The sequence below is a fragment of the Citrobacter sp. 506 genome (assembly GCF_050434985.1).
In the GTDB taxonomy this organism is placed as follows: Bacteria; Pseudomonadota; Gammaproteobacteria; order Enterobacterales; family Enterobacteriaceae; genus Citrobacter; species Citrobacter braakii.
In genome coordinates this window covers 250,036-265,035 of record NZ_JBNDJN010000001.1, presented here as the reverse complement: position 1 = coordinate 265,035, position 15,000 = coordinate 250,036, and the positions used below count along the sequence as shown (strand labels likewise).

Below are 15,000 nucleotides of genomic sequence, written 5' to 3'. Positions count from 1 at the left end.
GGTTGCTCAGCTTTTATTGCCGGATGTCGGCGTAAACACCTTATCAGGCCTACAGATGTGGAACCCGCAGGCCTGATAGCGCTGCGCCATCAGGCATTTTATCTCTGTCGTCAGCCCTCTTCGCTTTCTGATTCCCCGGCAGTAAAAACTGGTTCAATGCGCTTGATACCCGCGCTGTTAATAATGATGCGTGCCCGCTCCAGAAAACTCTCTTTGCCATCCGTCACCCGATGAATAAGGTTGATGTGATAGACCTTTTCCCCGTACAGCACCTGCTCATCATCCAGAGTCGGTAATTCATTCAGCAACTCATCGGTGTATTTCAAAAAAGGGGTGATATCCAGGCGCGTAATATCCATCACAGAACGATTCACGGCGGAAAACATCTGGTCCCCGCCGCGCAGATGAACGTGTTTGGAGTAGTGCAAAATGTCTTCGCTCAGATAATAGTTTTGAATATCCAGAATGTGCACCTTACGGCGCATCGTCCTGACGTCATCGGGTAGCTGACGCTCCCCCACAAAGACGAAAGATTCGTTGCACTTACCGACCGGAGAGCGCAGGTTTTTATAAATTATCTGCTGTCGGTCAGGTAACCAACGGCGAAATGTCGAAAACAATCGCGCCCGAAATCCCTCTTTCATTCTGTCTTTAAAGATATAGCCAATCACCATTGCGAGAAATAGTTGAAAGCTCAGCGCTCCGTATTTCCCCTGCCAAATAAACGCCACCGCCGTCGCGAAAATCATCGCAATTGCCGCGGCGATTCCGGCAATGGTATGCGCCAGAAAGGTCTCGCCTTTTTTACGCCGGATATCCAGATACATTGGACTGCTGATATATTTTTTCAGGGTATTAACGTGATAAATCACCAGTTCGTTATCCGAATTAGGTGACGGGAAAGTCCCCGGATGATTGGCTTTGCGATACAGCATCTGCTCGCGCCAGAAAATACGCAGAGTATCGTATCCCGGTGAAGGCGAAAGATCATTGAGCAATTTACGCCCATAGTGCGTCAGCATCAGTGAGAGGAATTCGTCACCATAGTCAATGATGCGTAACGCATTGACCTCAGCCACCTTTGACATTTTTATCCGCATCCGACGATAGTTATTGAGAATATCCTCTGAGGTGGCGGCGAAGCTCAGCAGCGCCTGCTCCTGTTTGTCTTCACTCAACTTGCCGATATAACGTACCTCTACGTGAAGCGCCCGTTTGAAGGTCAGGCAAAACATTTTGAGTCGGTATTCAAAACCCTGCGCAGAGGTATCTTTGCTCTGTTCGGTAATTAACCGTTCAATTGTCCCTAGCGTCTTCGGCACGCTGACGGACAATTTACGCAGCGACAGGGTGGGAGGACGCAGGCGAATATAGTTCTTCAGGTTTTGCTGAAAGGCCTGCGGCGGAAATGTCCAACGATTGATCTGCAAACTGGAAGGAAAGAATAGCCAGGTTTCAATATGGTAGTTTTCGCTTCGTAGAGGTTTGGTGCCGACTTTCTGCGGGAAAAAAATCCGCTGCTTAATTTCGATACAGCGTTTTCCTGATGCTTTTATCGTATCGCCTGGCATCTTTGCCTCCTGCAAATCAGGCGGTAATTTGAATTACCGCCTTCACATCAATGCTACCAGAGGGCGCTATTGAACCCCATCAGCGGCATGACATATTGAGTCCATAAAATCAGTAACACCCAAATAATAGCCATCTGGATAATACCATATTTGAAAGACTCACCGGTCGAGTAGTGATCAAGCAGGTAACTGATGTTTGCGGGTTTAGAGTTAAAGTAGAGCACGTAAACCTGGTTAATCAGGAATGCCATCGGCAGACAGAATCCCACCACGTCCCAGCCGAACTTTTTAGCGATACTGATAATGATCGGGAACATAATGATGGTACGTGCCGTTTTACTTTCGCTCACCAGCGTGGTGATGGCGAACACGCCGCTCAGTACGGCAAAGACCAACAGTTTGCCGCCACCTGAAGGGTCGATCTGCCATTTATCAAACAGGCTGTGAATATAGAGGCCGACGATATCTGTCTGATCGACCATTCCGCCAAGGACGTAAGCACCAAAGCTGAACATCAGCATATGCCAGGGAATGTCCGCGTCGTTCCACTTCATCACGCCCAGCGCCGGAAGTTTGCACACCGAAGGCATCAGAACAACGCAGGCACCCGCCACGGCGATAACTTCGGCACGCATACCGTGCACCCGGTCGGTTGCCCACAGCAACAGGACGATAATAAAGGTCAGCGCCGCGCGAACTTCACCCGCGCTAATCTTACCGAGCTGCGCCAATTCCCCTTTCAGGCGATCCATGCCGCCTTCAATTTTCGGCTTAGCATCTTCTTTCTTAATGGGGAAAATCCAGCGAGTTCCGGTGTACCAGGCAATGGCACACTGAATCAGCGCCAGTGGACACAGGGCAATGAACCAGTCGCCGTAATAGACTTTGAATCCCGCCTGCTCCATCATCGCGACCGCCAGCAGGTTAGCTGCGGAACCGGTGATAAAGGCGCTGGCCGACACGTTATTCGCCAGCAGGTTCAGCAGCACCATGTTGCGCCCGACGTTATTGCGTTTTTCCCCGCCGGTCGCACCGTAGATGGCGGCGATAACCATAAACAGCGGTAACAACAGCGCCGTTTTCGCTGAGGTCGCACTGATGAACGCCCCGAGAATCAGGTTGAGTAATATAAAGCACCAGAACAGCAACGAGATATTATTCCCCATGCGTACCAACAGCCAGAGCGACATACGCTTCGCCAACCCTGTCACCACCAGAGCGCTGGCCATGATGAAGCTGGCAATGTTCAGGATCATTACTGGCTCACCCAGCATGGCAAACGCAGGACGCATCTTCATTGTGCCGGTCAGGATCACCGTGACGACCACGATAAGCGAGGTGAGATAGTTCGGAATCGCCTCCGTCAACCACAGCACCAGCGAGGCAAGAAAAATTCCCGTTGCGCTGTAACAGTTGGCCGGAGGAACTTTGGTTTGGGTATCGAACATTTCGATAGGCCCGACCCACTGTAAATGAAAGAACAGGAACAGCAGGATAGCCAGCGGCATACCGATGAATTTGATCCGCTCCATCCAGATACCGGCTTTAATCTCCTTGAATTTCTCCAGAGAATAATTGCTCATATCCAGCGGATCGAAAACTTTCTTAGCGCCTTTGTCTGACATGGCCATGTCTCCTTATGCGCCTCCATGGGCAGCAAGCTACCCATGGAGGCGTGAATTTCACATGCCAACAACCTGTCTGGCGGCTTTCAGATAATTCGTGTTAGGCAGTTCGTCGAGCCCCAGCGCCGCAACCACTGCCTTAATTCCGGCATAATCTTCACTTTCGCAACAGGCGGTTTCGACCATCGCACCGTTAAACCATACCTGCGCGTATTCGCTGATGATGCCGTTAACGGAAAAACCGTAGCGCATTTTCTCTACCTTAACCGGTACTAAATCGCTACTGGCCCGCGCCATATTGGTAAATTCTTCTAGGGTATAGCTCTCTTTATCCAGCGCCATGTTGACATGGAGGTGCTGCAAAATGGTGGCTAACTCCTCACGCTGCACCGGGAATTGAAACTTGCCGCGCGGCTGGAAGATCTCATAGCCTTCCGGGGTTTCACCGGTTTTCGTTTTGATATCCAGCAGACCGTCGCGGACTTTAACGTTAACCGTATCGGTATGTAGCGACAGAAAGTAGGTCTCTTCCGGCATCTTACGAGCCTTAAATAATGTGGCTTTGGCATCCCACATTTTTTCTTTTACCCGTTCGATAATGCCGTGGCCGAATACGCGGAACTCCGCGCGGGGAATGATTTTTTCAGCGTCGCTCGACGACGTGGCGGTATTCTTATCCATATGCGTAGCCATTGTGATTCTCCTGTTCCATTAAGAATGGTGAATGCCGCTATTTATCCCATTCGGTAAAAGGATGGGCGACCAGATTGGAGTTGAAGTAGCGCGGATCGCCGCTCACCTCTTCACCAATCCACTCGGGTTTATCGAACTGCTGCTCTTCACTTTTCAATTCCACTTCTGCGACGATCAGTCCGGCGTTGACCCCCATAAATTCGTCGATTTCCCACACCACATCACCCACCGGGATTTTGTAGCGTTTCTTTTCGATAATGGGACGCTCTGCCAGCTCATCCAGCATGGCACAGCAATCGGCATACGGAATTTCGTATTCATATTCAGTTCGCGTTGCAGAAACGGTAACTCCCTTGATGGTCAGGAACGCCTTATCGTTTATCGTCCGGATACGAACAGTTCTCTCTTTTATACTGCTGAGATATCCCTGACGATAAACTGTTCCCTCTGCAAGTGCGCGCCACTGCTCTGAGCACACCAGGAATTTCCTTTCAATTTCTTTAGCCATCTTAAGCCTCTCATTGTCGGAACATCTGTCGATAGTTATTCACTATCTCTCTTAATTGACTCCATATTAGGCAGGCTTCTGGCAGGATTAAAAATTGTAAATCAGTATCAGACCTATAAGCTCAGTTTATAGATTGATGTCGATCACATTTATTATTTTCTCATTAATTTTAGAGAGTTAAATTTGATAGGGGCGTAAACAATGTGTTCGGCTTATAGGCTGTTTTTTTTCAAACATAAGCGTATGAGTCCTTGTTTTATCAAGGATAATGAACAATGCCACTTAGCGATGATTATGGAATATATTTTCCAGCAGCTCAGGAAAACTCCCCCACTCATTATCTGGAGTATCATCATAAAGCAGTGAAATAAAGCCGAGGGCGGCGCGGGACAGTGAGTGCTCCCCCTGGTAAACAAGGTAGTAATCTACCGCGAGATTAAAACCTTTGACATGAAGTTCAACCAGCTCACCGCTGTTCAGCTCATCGGATATCGCCAGATGAGGAATCACGGTTACGCCATAACCGCTGCCGATAAGCCGTTTAGTCGCCTCCAGATTAGAGAGCGTCACACAGTTTTGCGGAGCGGTGTTCGCTGAGTGACGTTTAAACCACGAATTTATTTTGGCTCTTATCCGCGTTCCTTTCTCACGCATAATGAAAGGTGATTGTAGCAATTCATCCGGACTCATATCCCCCTTGGCGGATGCCGCCAGGGGGGAGTTCTTGCCCACCACTACTTTGTAGTTTTCCCGATGCAGAAATACCTGTTGTAACGGAGAGCGAATTACGGAACGTCCGGCAAAACCGATCTCAACCTCGCCGCTGGCGACCAGTTCCGCAATGTGGTGCGAGTTACCGGTCAGAATTTCCAGTTCAATTCCCGGAAAGCGTTCGTGGAAACGCTGAATAAAACGCGTGAGATAGTAAGTGCCCATCACGCCCGTCGCCCCGATGGTCAGACGGCCTACCTGTAGTTTACTGATGTCCTGAAACACGCTCTGTACTTCATCAAAAAGATGAAAAATACGCTGTGTGTATTCAAACAGGACTTCGCCTTCTTTGGTTAAACTAATTTGCCGACGGGAACGATCGAATAATGACACCTTCAGATAGCTTTCCAGTGCCTGGATCTGCATGCTGATGGCGGGCTGAGATAAAAAGAGTGCCTGTGCGGCCTTAGTAAAACTGCCGCTGATAACAACCTGGTGGAACGTCTTAAAATGGTCAATATCCATATTTAGGTACCAGCGGTTAGAGGTGCGTTTAACGATTCTGAATATGAATATACCGAATTAACACAGAAAAAGCAGGGGAGCATCCGTTCGTTTTCCTGGATGACGTATTCCGGAAACCGCATGAGAAAAGGTGATAATGCCTCGCTGTCTCTAAAAGCCGAAGCGCATCCACGCAAACAGGGCGTTACCATTGTTATACGTACCTGTTCCGGGGTTATAGGGGAGGCATTTGGCATTTTACACTGTCGTTCATCCCGCAGCTGCAACGGTGTAGTTCTGGCCAAGGACCAGTTGAGCGGATTCGCGTTTAAACTCTGCGCTGAAATTTCTTTTTTTCGTTGGGACACCTGTATTGTTCTGAGATGAGCATATCACCTCTGTTCAGGTGGCTAAATTCAATAAACCACTACAGTAGAAATAAAAGGGATTTTGCGAATTTAGCTAAAGGTGGTTAAGTAATAAGTGAATTAGCTCAGTTATATTACCAGGTGATAATAACCATTATTTGCAAGTAAAGAGTTAAAGTCGAAATTGCAACTTTCTGCAGGTAGACCAATGACGCTTTCTTTTGGCATCCGAAATTTTTATATTTCCGATCCAGAGGGGAATCTGCTTGAAATAGGAAGCACGAACGAGAAGTTAGGGGGCGCATGACGGAGCAGTTGCAGGCATGCTGACCTCAGCCATACAGAGGTGTCATATATGGCGATAGCCAAAACGTCTGCAGTCCCCAACGAGTTTAGTGTTGGTCCGGATAAACGTGTATCAACAGTCGGGTGTTATGCCTCAAGTAATGACACCCCTGTTAGCCTCCAAGCGGCGTAAATAACTCAATCAAGTTTTCCTCCGGATCGTACAGATGAACCACTCTCACACCCCATTCTGGCATATCCATTGGCTCGTTAATGAATTTAATCCCTTTTAACGAATAGGCCTCAAAGCTTTCATCTACATTATCAACCTCGAAACAAACCATTGATTTTTCGCGATATATTATCGTTTTTTCTCTGTCAGCATTTCCAATAATTGGGGCCATCAGATCAGAAGTAAAGATAGCAAGGCCTTCTATACCTTCGGCGACTTTGAAGCTGGCATAGCAATCTTCAATATCCCAGACAGCTTCCAAACCAAGCTTCTGGGTGTAGAAATTGAAACATTTGCGGTAATCTTTGACTAACAGTCTTACATTGTTGAATTTCATATATTTTCCCTTATATTTACATAAACCACAAAAATGCAAGTTTGAGCATCTGAGCGTGACTATTAATTTGGCTTATCAGAGATAAGCTCTGTCAAAATTCAGATATATCATCCTGGTGCTCCTTTGTATTCCTGAAAGTGTGATTATTCCAGTTCAGTTCCTGTATATTCTCTCATTGAGCTTATTGTTTGCGTTGACGACATCAGATTATAGCTTTTCTTAGCAAGTTAAAAGGTGGGTATCGGACTAATAGCACAACCGTGTTTGCATTTTCCCGCTGTGACCGTCCTGCAAGTAACCTGAAAGGCGTCGGGTATTAGCACTTAACGCGTTAAGTATTATTTTAAAGTTTTTTCCGACGAACAAGTCGCCTGAAGAGGAGAACGCCCGCCTCAAGAAGCTGCAAGCCGAAGCCATGCTGGATAAGGAGGCACTCAATGCCGTAATGCTAAACCTAAAGTTGGCCTGTACCACGAAGTAAAACCTTACAGGCAAATAATAATCCTCAGATGTCCCTGCCGTTTTATGAATTTCATTCATAGCGGCTATTTAATGTGCGTAATTATCTTTCCTCCCGACTTCGTTAGTCTTGGTCACATGCGGACACACTCATTATGTCCTGATATGACCAGCCTGAGTGGCTGGCCAAAGGTATCGTCTGATAGGGGGTTAAATACTCTTATCGAAGAAGACGTCCAGCTTTTGCAAAGCCTTGTCGACGTACTCAGGAACCCAATACGTCTCGATATGGGTAGCGCCATCGATCAAGAAGAGTTCTTTGTCTTTTGTACCGGTGGCTTTCGCAAACGCATCTTCCGTCATATAGAGCGTGTCGGCTTTTGTACCAGCAATCATCAGCAGCGGTTTATTGATGAGATTGATATGGTCCGTAACGTCAAAACTCATCAAATCCAACAGGCTACTTGTCGTGTATTTAAACGTAGAGTTCGGGTGCGCGTGAGTTTTCCAGTAGTACTCATAGCCCTGTCGATATAAGGCAAAAGGTAACTTAGCGATCTGTTCATCAGTCAGATTGGCATCACCGGAGTACAGGACTTCACCTCCGGAAGTTTCCTGAGCACGTGCGTCAGAAGCCTGCTGAAGACGCTGCTGAATAGTATCCAGCTGTGAGTCCTGAAAACCGTTGCGCCGCACCAGGCCTGAATTAAACATGCTGATGGTTGCGATCGATTTAAACCGTTGATCCGTTTCGGCCGCAACAAGTGAATAACCGCCACCTCCGCAAATACCCAGCAGACCGAGGCGGGAAGTATCCACTCCCGGATACTGGCTGATGTAGTCAGCCATGCCGTGGATATCCTCGATGCGATTAGCGGGTTTATCCACGCTGCGAGGCATCCCACCGCTCGCGCCCTGATAAGCCGCGTCGGCAGTAATCGTGATGTAGCCCTGCTCGGCGAGACGCTGGGCATACAAGCCTGCGACCTGCTCTTTTACGCCGCCATTCGGATGTGCAACCACTACGGCAGGGTATTTTTTGGCGGGATCGTAGTTAACAGGGGTATAGACATTCGCAGCTATCTGAATGCCATGCAGATCGTACTTCACCGGATGAATGTTGACCTTGCCTTTGACGTTCTCAGTGATGGCACCGTCATAGGCCAGGGTGAATGGATTTTTTTTGTAATCAGCCGCATTGACTGAGGTGGCTCCGGTTATTGCCGTGAGCAGTATTGCAGTTAACAGATTGAATTTCATGGTCTCTCCCGATGAGTTTCAGGCTTGCGGATTTAAATGTGCAGACTCAGGTTAGAGAGAGAGGCCTGTCAGCATCGTGACAGGTAAATAACATTTTTGTCAGCAAGCAGGCAGAGATGGCTTCATGTTTCTGACAATGCTGTCAGGTAAGCGTCAGCTTTATGTTGGCAATCAAGAGGCAGAATAAGCCCGATTGAACAGTTAAGAGGAAATCCCGTTATGCGCCTGTTGCTAGTCGAAGATGAAGAAAAAACGTCAACCTATCTCAACCGTGCGTTGAGTGAATCCGGATTTACGGTAGATGTCTCTGCAGATGGCGCTGAAGGTCTTCATTACGCGCTGGAGCTTGACTACGACGCGATAATCCTTGATGTGATGCTGCCGGGGATGGATGGCTACCGGGTACTTGAGGGGGTGCGAGCCGTCAAACAGACGCCGGTACTAATGCTCTCGGCCCGCGGTTCGGTCGACGAGCGCGTCAAAGGGCTTCGGCTTGGCGCTGATGATTATCTCCCTAAGCCCTTTTCACTGATTGAACTGGTGGCGCGTATTCAGGCACTGGTGCGTCGCCGCGCTACGGATGGCGCAGACATCACCCAGCTGCAAATTCACGATCTGCATCTCGACCTGCTGGCCCGCCGCGTATTTCGCGCCGGAACGCGACTGGAGTTGACCGCAAAAGAGTTTTCCCTGTTAAGTCTTCTCGCCCGGCATCAGGGGGAGATCCTGTCAAAAATGATGATTGCTGAGCAGATATGGGACATGAATTTTGACAGCGATGCCAATGTGGTTGAAGTCGCCATTAAACGTCTGCGAGCCAAAGTGGATGCCCCATTCGACGTCAAACTGTTACATACCGTTCGTGGCATGGGGTATGTCCTCGAAGTCCGGTCGGAATAAATGAAGAGGCTCAGCATGCCTAAACGTTCCATCTCCGTTCACCTGGCGCTGATGTTTGCCTTATCCGCGCTGCTGATTGTGTCTATTATCGGTATCCTGCTCAGAAGCTCCTTACATGACTCTTTGCAAAAGCAGATGCACAACGAGCTGCTGTTCCGGGAATCATTAATGAGCCCGTGGATCACCGCACGAACCTCGGCTGACGGCTGGTCGACGTTGGCTAATAAATTTACTCTGCTAACCAATTCTGAAGGTGAGCGCGTTCGCTACTGGATAGTGAGCGATAACCCGCGCTTTAGCATGGGGGGAATACCACCGGTGGGCGTTCAGTGGTCTTCTTTGCAGGAGGGATTTAATAAAGTGCCCGGCGCATCGGAAGGTGCATGCTCACTGTTCCTGTTAGTGAAAACCATCCCCGCCAACGGTGAAAGGCCTGAGCTGCGCTATGTGGTTGCCATCGACTCCACGCCGTATATGGGCACACTTGATGCGTTCACACGAACGCTGCTGATTATTGCCGCGCTGGGCGTACTGATTGTCGCCTTACTGGGATACGTTGTTTCACGGATTGGCCTGCGTCCGGTGGGCATGCTCAGTCAGCAGGCACAACACCTTGCACCAGGTGACCATGGCCAGCGCCTGAATACCTGCGCGTTGCCCGAAGAACTGCAGCAACTGGCATCATCATTTAACGGCGTGTTAGAGCGTCAGGAAATCGCCTGGCGACAGCTCGAGAGCTTTAATGCCGATGTTGCGCATGAACTTCGTACCCCGCTGACTAACCTGATCGGTCAGACGCAACTCGGGCTATCACGCCGACGTTCACAAGATGAACTGGAAGAGTTATTGGGTTCAAACCTGGAGGAACTTGAACGCATGACGTCGATAGTTAACGACATGCTGTTCCTGTCTCATGCGCACGCAGGTGAACATGCTTCCCAGCTTACGCAGGTGTCCCTGCGCGAAGAAACCCTGAAAACAGCGGAATATGTTGAACCCTCTTTTGCTGAAAAACAGCTTTCGCTGGAGGTTGAGGGCGACGTCACGGCGCATATCGACAGGCGGCTGTTTCACCGTTCACTGGCTAATTTGCTGGAAAATAGCGCCAGGCATTCCCCCTCCAATAGCACGGTTACGGTGCGCTTAAGCGAAAAAGGCAATCAAGCTTGTGTAGACGTTTCTAACCCTGGCGATCCGATAGCGCCAGAGCACTTGCACCGGCTTTTCGAACGGTTCTATCGTGTTGACACCTCCCGAGCCAGGAGTGATACCCATCATGGGCTGGGCCTGTCGATTGTCCGTGCCGTCGCCATTATGCACCGGGGAGATGTCTTTGCCCGTAGCGAGAACGGTATCAATACCTTTGGCCTGACGTTTGCTAAACAGCCTGACGCTATCCGAACCGGGAGACTGATTTCAGAGACAAAATCGGGATCTCCGCGCGCAAAGACTTCTGACAAAATTGTCAGAGAGTCGTCAGTCTGATGTCAGGCTATCTGCGCCAGAATCACTGCTGATACTCACCACGGCTGATTGAAGGAATGAAACAGTGAGAATGAAAAAGGTATTTAGCGGGTTTCTGGCGATGATGGTCATGGGGCTTCTGGGGCAGCCCGCGTTCGCATCAGAGGATTTATCCGCACACGCCCGCACGCTGATTATCTACTTTTCACAGCCAGAGGAGATGAAACCTGGTGCCGTGGATGGTTTTTCCGGGGCCAGCGTATTACAAAAAAATACGCCGGAGACCGGCAGCACGCAGTTTATTGCGCAACTGATTCAGAAGCAGACTCACGGCGACCTGTTTCGCATTGAAACCGCCATTCCCTACCCTCGCCAGCATGATGCACTTTTGCGCGTTGCCGAAAAGGAACAGCAAACGAAAGCCAGACCCTCGCTAAAAACGCCGCTCCCTGACCTGAGCGATTACGACACCATTTACGTCGGCTACCCCATCTGGTGGTATACCATGCCAATGGTGATATACAGCCTCTTTGAGCAAAATGACTTTGCAGGCAAAACGGTCGTTCCCTTTACCACCCATGGTGGCAGCAGGTTAGCCGACTCCCTGCGAGAAATTGCTCGCATGCAGCCACAGGCCAAATTAGTCACTCGTGCGCTCGCGATCTCGCGCAACGATATTTCAGCTCCTGACGTACCCGCGCAGGTTGAGCAATGGGTAAAACAAGTCCAGCCACAGCGTTAATCCCTCGACATGAAGAAAATTTATATTTTCCAGGTCATGCAGGATGCGCTGATGACGTTACTTCTGTTGGTATTGATGGGATTTCACCTTCACGGTGAAATCGTGCATGAATGGGCGGGTATTATTTTTACGCTGCTCATCATGCTGCATTTATATCTTAACCGGCATCGCTTGTGGTCACTGTCGCCCAATATTCCGTTAACCATGCTGGTAGTTAACAGAATCATTAATGCAGTGACATTCGTTGTCATTCTGACCGCGATTGTCTCGGGCATGATGCTGTCCCGACATATCCTTCTGGACCAGGCGTTCCACAACCCGGCGAGCTGGGTCAGGAAAGTACACATGACGTCGGTCCACTGGGGAATGCTCATTCTGGCGCTGCATATCGGGTTGCACTGGAAAATGCTGGCGACCTTTTTCTGCCGGGTCCTGAACATCTCCAGCAATTCATTCTTTGCAAATGTCATGATGCCGGGAGTTTTTTCGCTAATCGCTCTACTGGGATTGTACGAATTACTGAACCAGGACTATCTCGATTATTTGTTGATAAAGGTCGATTTTTCCTTTTTCGATTACGATGAATCTGCCCTACTTTTTTATCTACGCTACCTGGCCATTATTGTTTTATTTTCATTAATGACACGGTTTTCGCTTTGGGGCCTTATTTTTAGAAAAGACAAAGCAGCGTCACCATAATAAGGGTTAACTGACAGAATTGTCAGGCTGGCGTCAGTCTGACGACATCTCCCCCTGATTAGAATCATTGCAGACCCTCTCCATCATTGTAGATAAGGACGCTTTGCATGATCAGACATTTACGTTACCTCGGGCTGTTACTGCCCCTCTTTACGTTTTCATCCTGGGCGGCGGAGCAAAATCCCGCTGTCCATATCGCCACCGCCGGAAGCCAGAATGCGGTGTACGGGCCAGCAGAGAACTTTACCGGTCGCGTCCGGGTTGATCCTCTCTTCAAACCAGATAACGAAATTAGCGTTTCCGGGGCTTATGTCACCTTTGAGCCAGGTGCTCGTTCCGCCTGGCATACGCATCCGGCAGGCCAGCGGCTGATTGTGACCTCGGGAGTTGGGCTTACCCAACAAGAAGGCCAGCCGGTGCAGGTCATCCGCGCTGGCGACGTTGTCTCTTGCCCAGCGGGCGTCAAACACTGGCACGGGGCAGCCCCCGGCAGCGCAATGACGCACCTGGCGATAACCGGGATTGTGGATGGCAAAAGCGTTAACTGGATGGAGAAAGTGACAGATGAACAATACCACGCCCATTAAGGCATTAACGGCAGCGGTACTGCTGACCTTTGGTTTGGGTCTCACGGCACATGCTGCGCCCGTCAATAAAGGAACCTCAGAAATGAACCACGAACAAACGGTTTCAGATACGCTGTCAGCTCGCCAGCAAGCCATCCCGTTGATTGCGGCATCAATGGCCAGCAGTCAGATGGATAAGCTGAATGCGGCACTGAATCAGGGGCTTGATGCAGGACTCACGATAAACGAGACCAAAGAGATTCTCGTCCAGCTTTATGCCTATACGGGATTTCCCCGTAGCCTGAACGCGCTGAATGAACTGATGAAAGTCGTCGAAGCACGTAAACAACGAGGCGTTGAAGACGTTGAAGGTAAAGAGCCGGTCGCCGCCATCCCTGTCGGAGATGAGCTTCGCCGTGTCGGTACCGCAAACCAGACTAAAATCTCCGGTGCTCCCGTCCAGGGACCTCTGTTCGATTTTGCCCCGGTCATTAATCAATTCCTACAAACGCATCTGTTCGGCGACATTTTCACCCGCGATAACCTCGACTGGCAAAGCCGCGAGCTGGCAACGGTTGGCGCATTAGCCGCCACGCCGGGCGTTGAAGCTCAGCTGTTATCGCATACGCGAGCCAGCATGCGAGTCGGCCTGACGTCTGCGCAACTGCGCCAACTGGCACAAGTTCTGCGTGAACATGGCGAAGAAGATGCGGCTACGCGGGCGGAACAGGCGCTGCAACAGGCGTTAGCAAACAGTTAGGCGTTGGTTTGAGACGATACGGTGCTAATCCTCCGCATTCATGAGTCTGCCAAATAAGGGCAATCAAAGGTGCTAAATAATTCACGCTGACAACTCAGATATGATTGAACGGCAAACATAACAGAGGATGTAATCTTGAAAACTGTCTTAAAAACGCTGGCCATCTGCGCGATGGCGGGTGGCATGGTGGCTCAGTCGGTATACGCCGAGCCGCTGGTCATTCAGGAACAGGGAAGCTTTTCTGCTGGTGGCACTATCATCACCGCACCAGGGAAATTTGACGCGAAAACGCCGCTGGACTCTGCGGGTCAAACCTGGCATGGCGATCATGCGTCTGTGTTCTACCAAATTCCGGAAAATCCGCATAAATACCCTATCGTCATGCTGCACGGCGCAGGTCAGTTCTCCCGCACCTGGGAAACCACGCCGGATGGTCGCGAAGGGTTCCAGAACATATTCCTGCGTCGTGGATTCTCAACTTATCTTGTCGATCAGCCCCGCCGGGGCAGCGCCGGGCGCACGACGGTAGAAGGTACGGTTACGCCTAAACCGGATGAACAGATGTGGTTTAACCAGTTCCGCGTTGGCGTGTGGCCGGAGTATTTTCAGGGCGTTCAGTTTTCTCACGATAAAGAAGCGCTAAATCAGTATTTCCGTCAGATGACCCCGAATACCGGGCCGTTTGATATCAATGTTATCTCTGATGCGATGTCCGCCGTCGTGGATAAATCCGGCCCGGCTATCCTTTTCACCCACTCTCAGGGTGGCGGACCAGGCTGGTACACGGCGATGAAAAACGACAAGGTCAAAGCGATTGTCGCCTTCGAGCCTGGTAGCAGCTTTGTCTTCCCGGAGAAAGAGCTCCCTGCCCCAATGCCAAGCGCGTTCGACACGCTGAAGGGTGAACCGGTGCCGATGGAGCAGTTTATGGCACTGACTAAAATTCCGATTCTGATTATTTACGGCGATAACATCCCGGATAAACCTGTCGCCATGCCCGCGCAGGACAGCTGGCGCGTGCGTCTGGCAATGGCTCGCGAGTGGCGTGACGTGGTGAACAAGCATGGCGGGGATGTCACTGTGACACATCTGCCTGAGGAAGGAATCAAAGGGAATACCCACTTCCCGTTCTCGGATCTGAATAACGTGCAGATTGCTGATATGGTGAGTAAATTCCTGGAGGAGAAAGACCTGCAATAGAAAGAGATAATATTGAGCCTTCATTATTGAGGGCTCAATACAATCATCAGTTATATCAAAAAAATAAAATGGGGGCGTGACGGTCTGTTTTGCGCAAAAATGAAAAGACAACTTCC

At 49.8% G+C, this 15,000-nt stretch carries 14 protein-coding genes and 1 pseudogene; 7 read left to right on the top strand and 8 right to left on the bottom strand.

Going from position 1 to position 15,000, the window contains the following annotated elements:
* Positions 1–110: 110 nt before the first annotated feature.
* The 8 genes and pseudogenes from ABIE10_RS01430 to ABIE10_RS01395 form a co-directional block, all read right to left on the bottom strand.
* Entirely contained in the window at positions 111–1,571 is a 1,461-nt protein-coding gene (locus tag ABIE10_RS01430) for a hypothetical protein (RefSeq protein WP_370916683.1), read from the bottom strand.
* A gap of 53 nt (positions 1,572–1,624) precedes the next feature.
* Entirely contained in the window at positions 1,625–3,196 is a 1,572-nt protein-coding gene (locus tag ABIE10_RS01425; protein ID WP_016153315.1) for an SLC13 family permease, read from the bottom strand.
* A 57-nt stretch (positions 3,197–3,253) separates the two neighbouring features.
* Positions 3,254–3,889, bottom strand: coding sequence for a hypothetical protein (locus tag ABIE10_RS01420; RefSeq protein ID WP_047497933.1), 636 nt, complete (start codon positions 3,887–3,889; stop codon positions 3,254–3,256).
* A gap of 37 nt (positions 3,890–3,926) precedes the next feature.
* The gene (locus tag ABIE10_RS01415; protein WP_047497931.1) at positions 3,927–4,397 is read right to left on the bottom strand and encodes a CYTH domain-containing protein; all 471 of its coding nucleotides are present in this window, start codon (positions 4,395–4,397) and stop codon (positions 3,927–3,929) included.
* 282 nt (positions 4,398–4,679) lie between these two features.
* Positions 4,680–5,633 carry a LysR family transcriptional regulator gene (locus ABIE10_RS01410; protein WP_429154461.1) on the bottom strand — a complete coding sequence of 318 codons (954 nt, stop codon included), beginning with the start codon at positions 5,631–5,633 and terminating at the stop codon, positions 4,680–4,682.
* Positions 5,634–5,827: 194 nt separating this feature from the next.
* Positions 5,828–6,008, bottom strand: a pseudogene (locus tag ABIE10_RS01405) (IS3 family transposase); the annotation flags it as partial.
* Positions 6,009–6,438: 430 nt separating this feature from the next.
* Entirely contained in the window at positions 6,439–6,834 is a 396-nt protein-coding gene (locus tag ABIE10_RS01400) for a VOC family protein (protein ID WP_153690292.1), read from the bottom strand.
* 669 nt (positions 6,835–7,503) lie between these two features.
* Entirely contained in the window at positions 7,504–8,553 is a 1,050-nt protein-coding gene (locus ABIE10_RS01395) for an alpha/beta hydrolase (RefSeq protein ID WP_216403245.1), read from the bottom strand.
* A gap of 219 nt (positions 8,554–8,772) precedes the next feature.
* Between ABIE10_RS01395 and ABIE10_RS01390 the strand changes: the two genes are divergently transcribed.
* From ABIE10_RS01390 to ABIE10_RS01360, 7 genes are all read left to right on the top strand, one after another.
* A complete protein-coding gene (locus ABIE10_RS01390; protein WP_049282242.1) occupies positions 8,773–9,453 on the top strand; it encodes a heavy metal response regulator transcription factor in 681 nt (226 codons plus the stop codon).
* Between the two features lie 15 nt (positions 9,454–9,468).
* Positions 9,469–10,938, top strand: a complete 1,470-nt coding sequence (locus ABIE10_RS01385) for a heavy metal sensor histidine kinase (RefSeq protein ID WP_080859794.1) — start codon at positions 9,469–9,471, stop codon at positions 10,936–10,938.
* Positions 10,939–11,008: 70 nt separating this feature from the next.
* Positions 11,009–11,659, top strand: coding sequence for a flavodoxin (locus ABIE10_RS01380; protein ID WP_429154457.1), 651 nt, complete (start codon positions 11,009–11,011; stop codon positions 11,657–11,659).
* Between the two features lie 51 nt (positions 11,660–11,710).
* Positions 11,711–12,358 (top strand): DUF4405 domain-containing protein, encoded by a 648-nt coding sequence (locus ABIE10_RS01375; RefSeq protein WP_131405043.1) that lies wholly within the window; start codon positions 11,711–11,713, stop codon positions 12,356–12,358.
* Positions 12,359–12,465: 107 nt separating this feature from the next.
* Positions 12,466–12,945, top strand: a complete 480-nt coding sequence (locus tag ABIE10_RS01370; RefSeq protein WP_047497910.1) for a (R)-mandelonitrile lyase — start codon at positions 12,466–12,468, stop codon at positions 12,943–12,945.
* Positions 12,923–13,684 carry a carboxymuconolactone decarboxylase family protein gene (locus tag ABIE10_RS01365; RefSeq protein ID WP_429154453.1) on the top strand — a complete coding sequence of 254 codons (762 nt, stop codon included), beginning with the start codon at positions 12,923–12,925 and terminating at the stop codon, positions 13,682–13,684. The genes ABIE10_RS01370 and ABIE10_RS01365 overlap by 23 nt, the downstream gene beginning before the upstream one ends.
* 135 nt (positions 13,685–13,819) lie before the next feature.
* Positions 13,820–14,884 carry an alpha/beta hydrolase gene (locus ABIE10_RS01360; protein ID WP_047358268.1) on the top strand — a complete coding sequence of 355 codons (1,065 nt, stop codon included), beginning with the start codon at positions 13,820–13,822 and terminating at the stop codon, positions 14,882–14,884.
* The last annotated feature ends 116 nt before the right edge of the window (positions 14,885–15,000 follow it).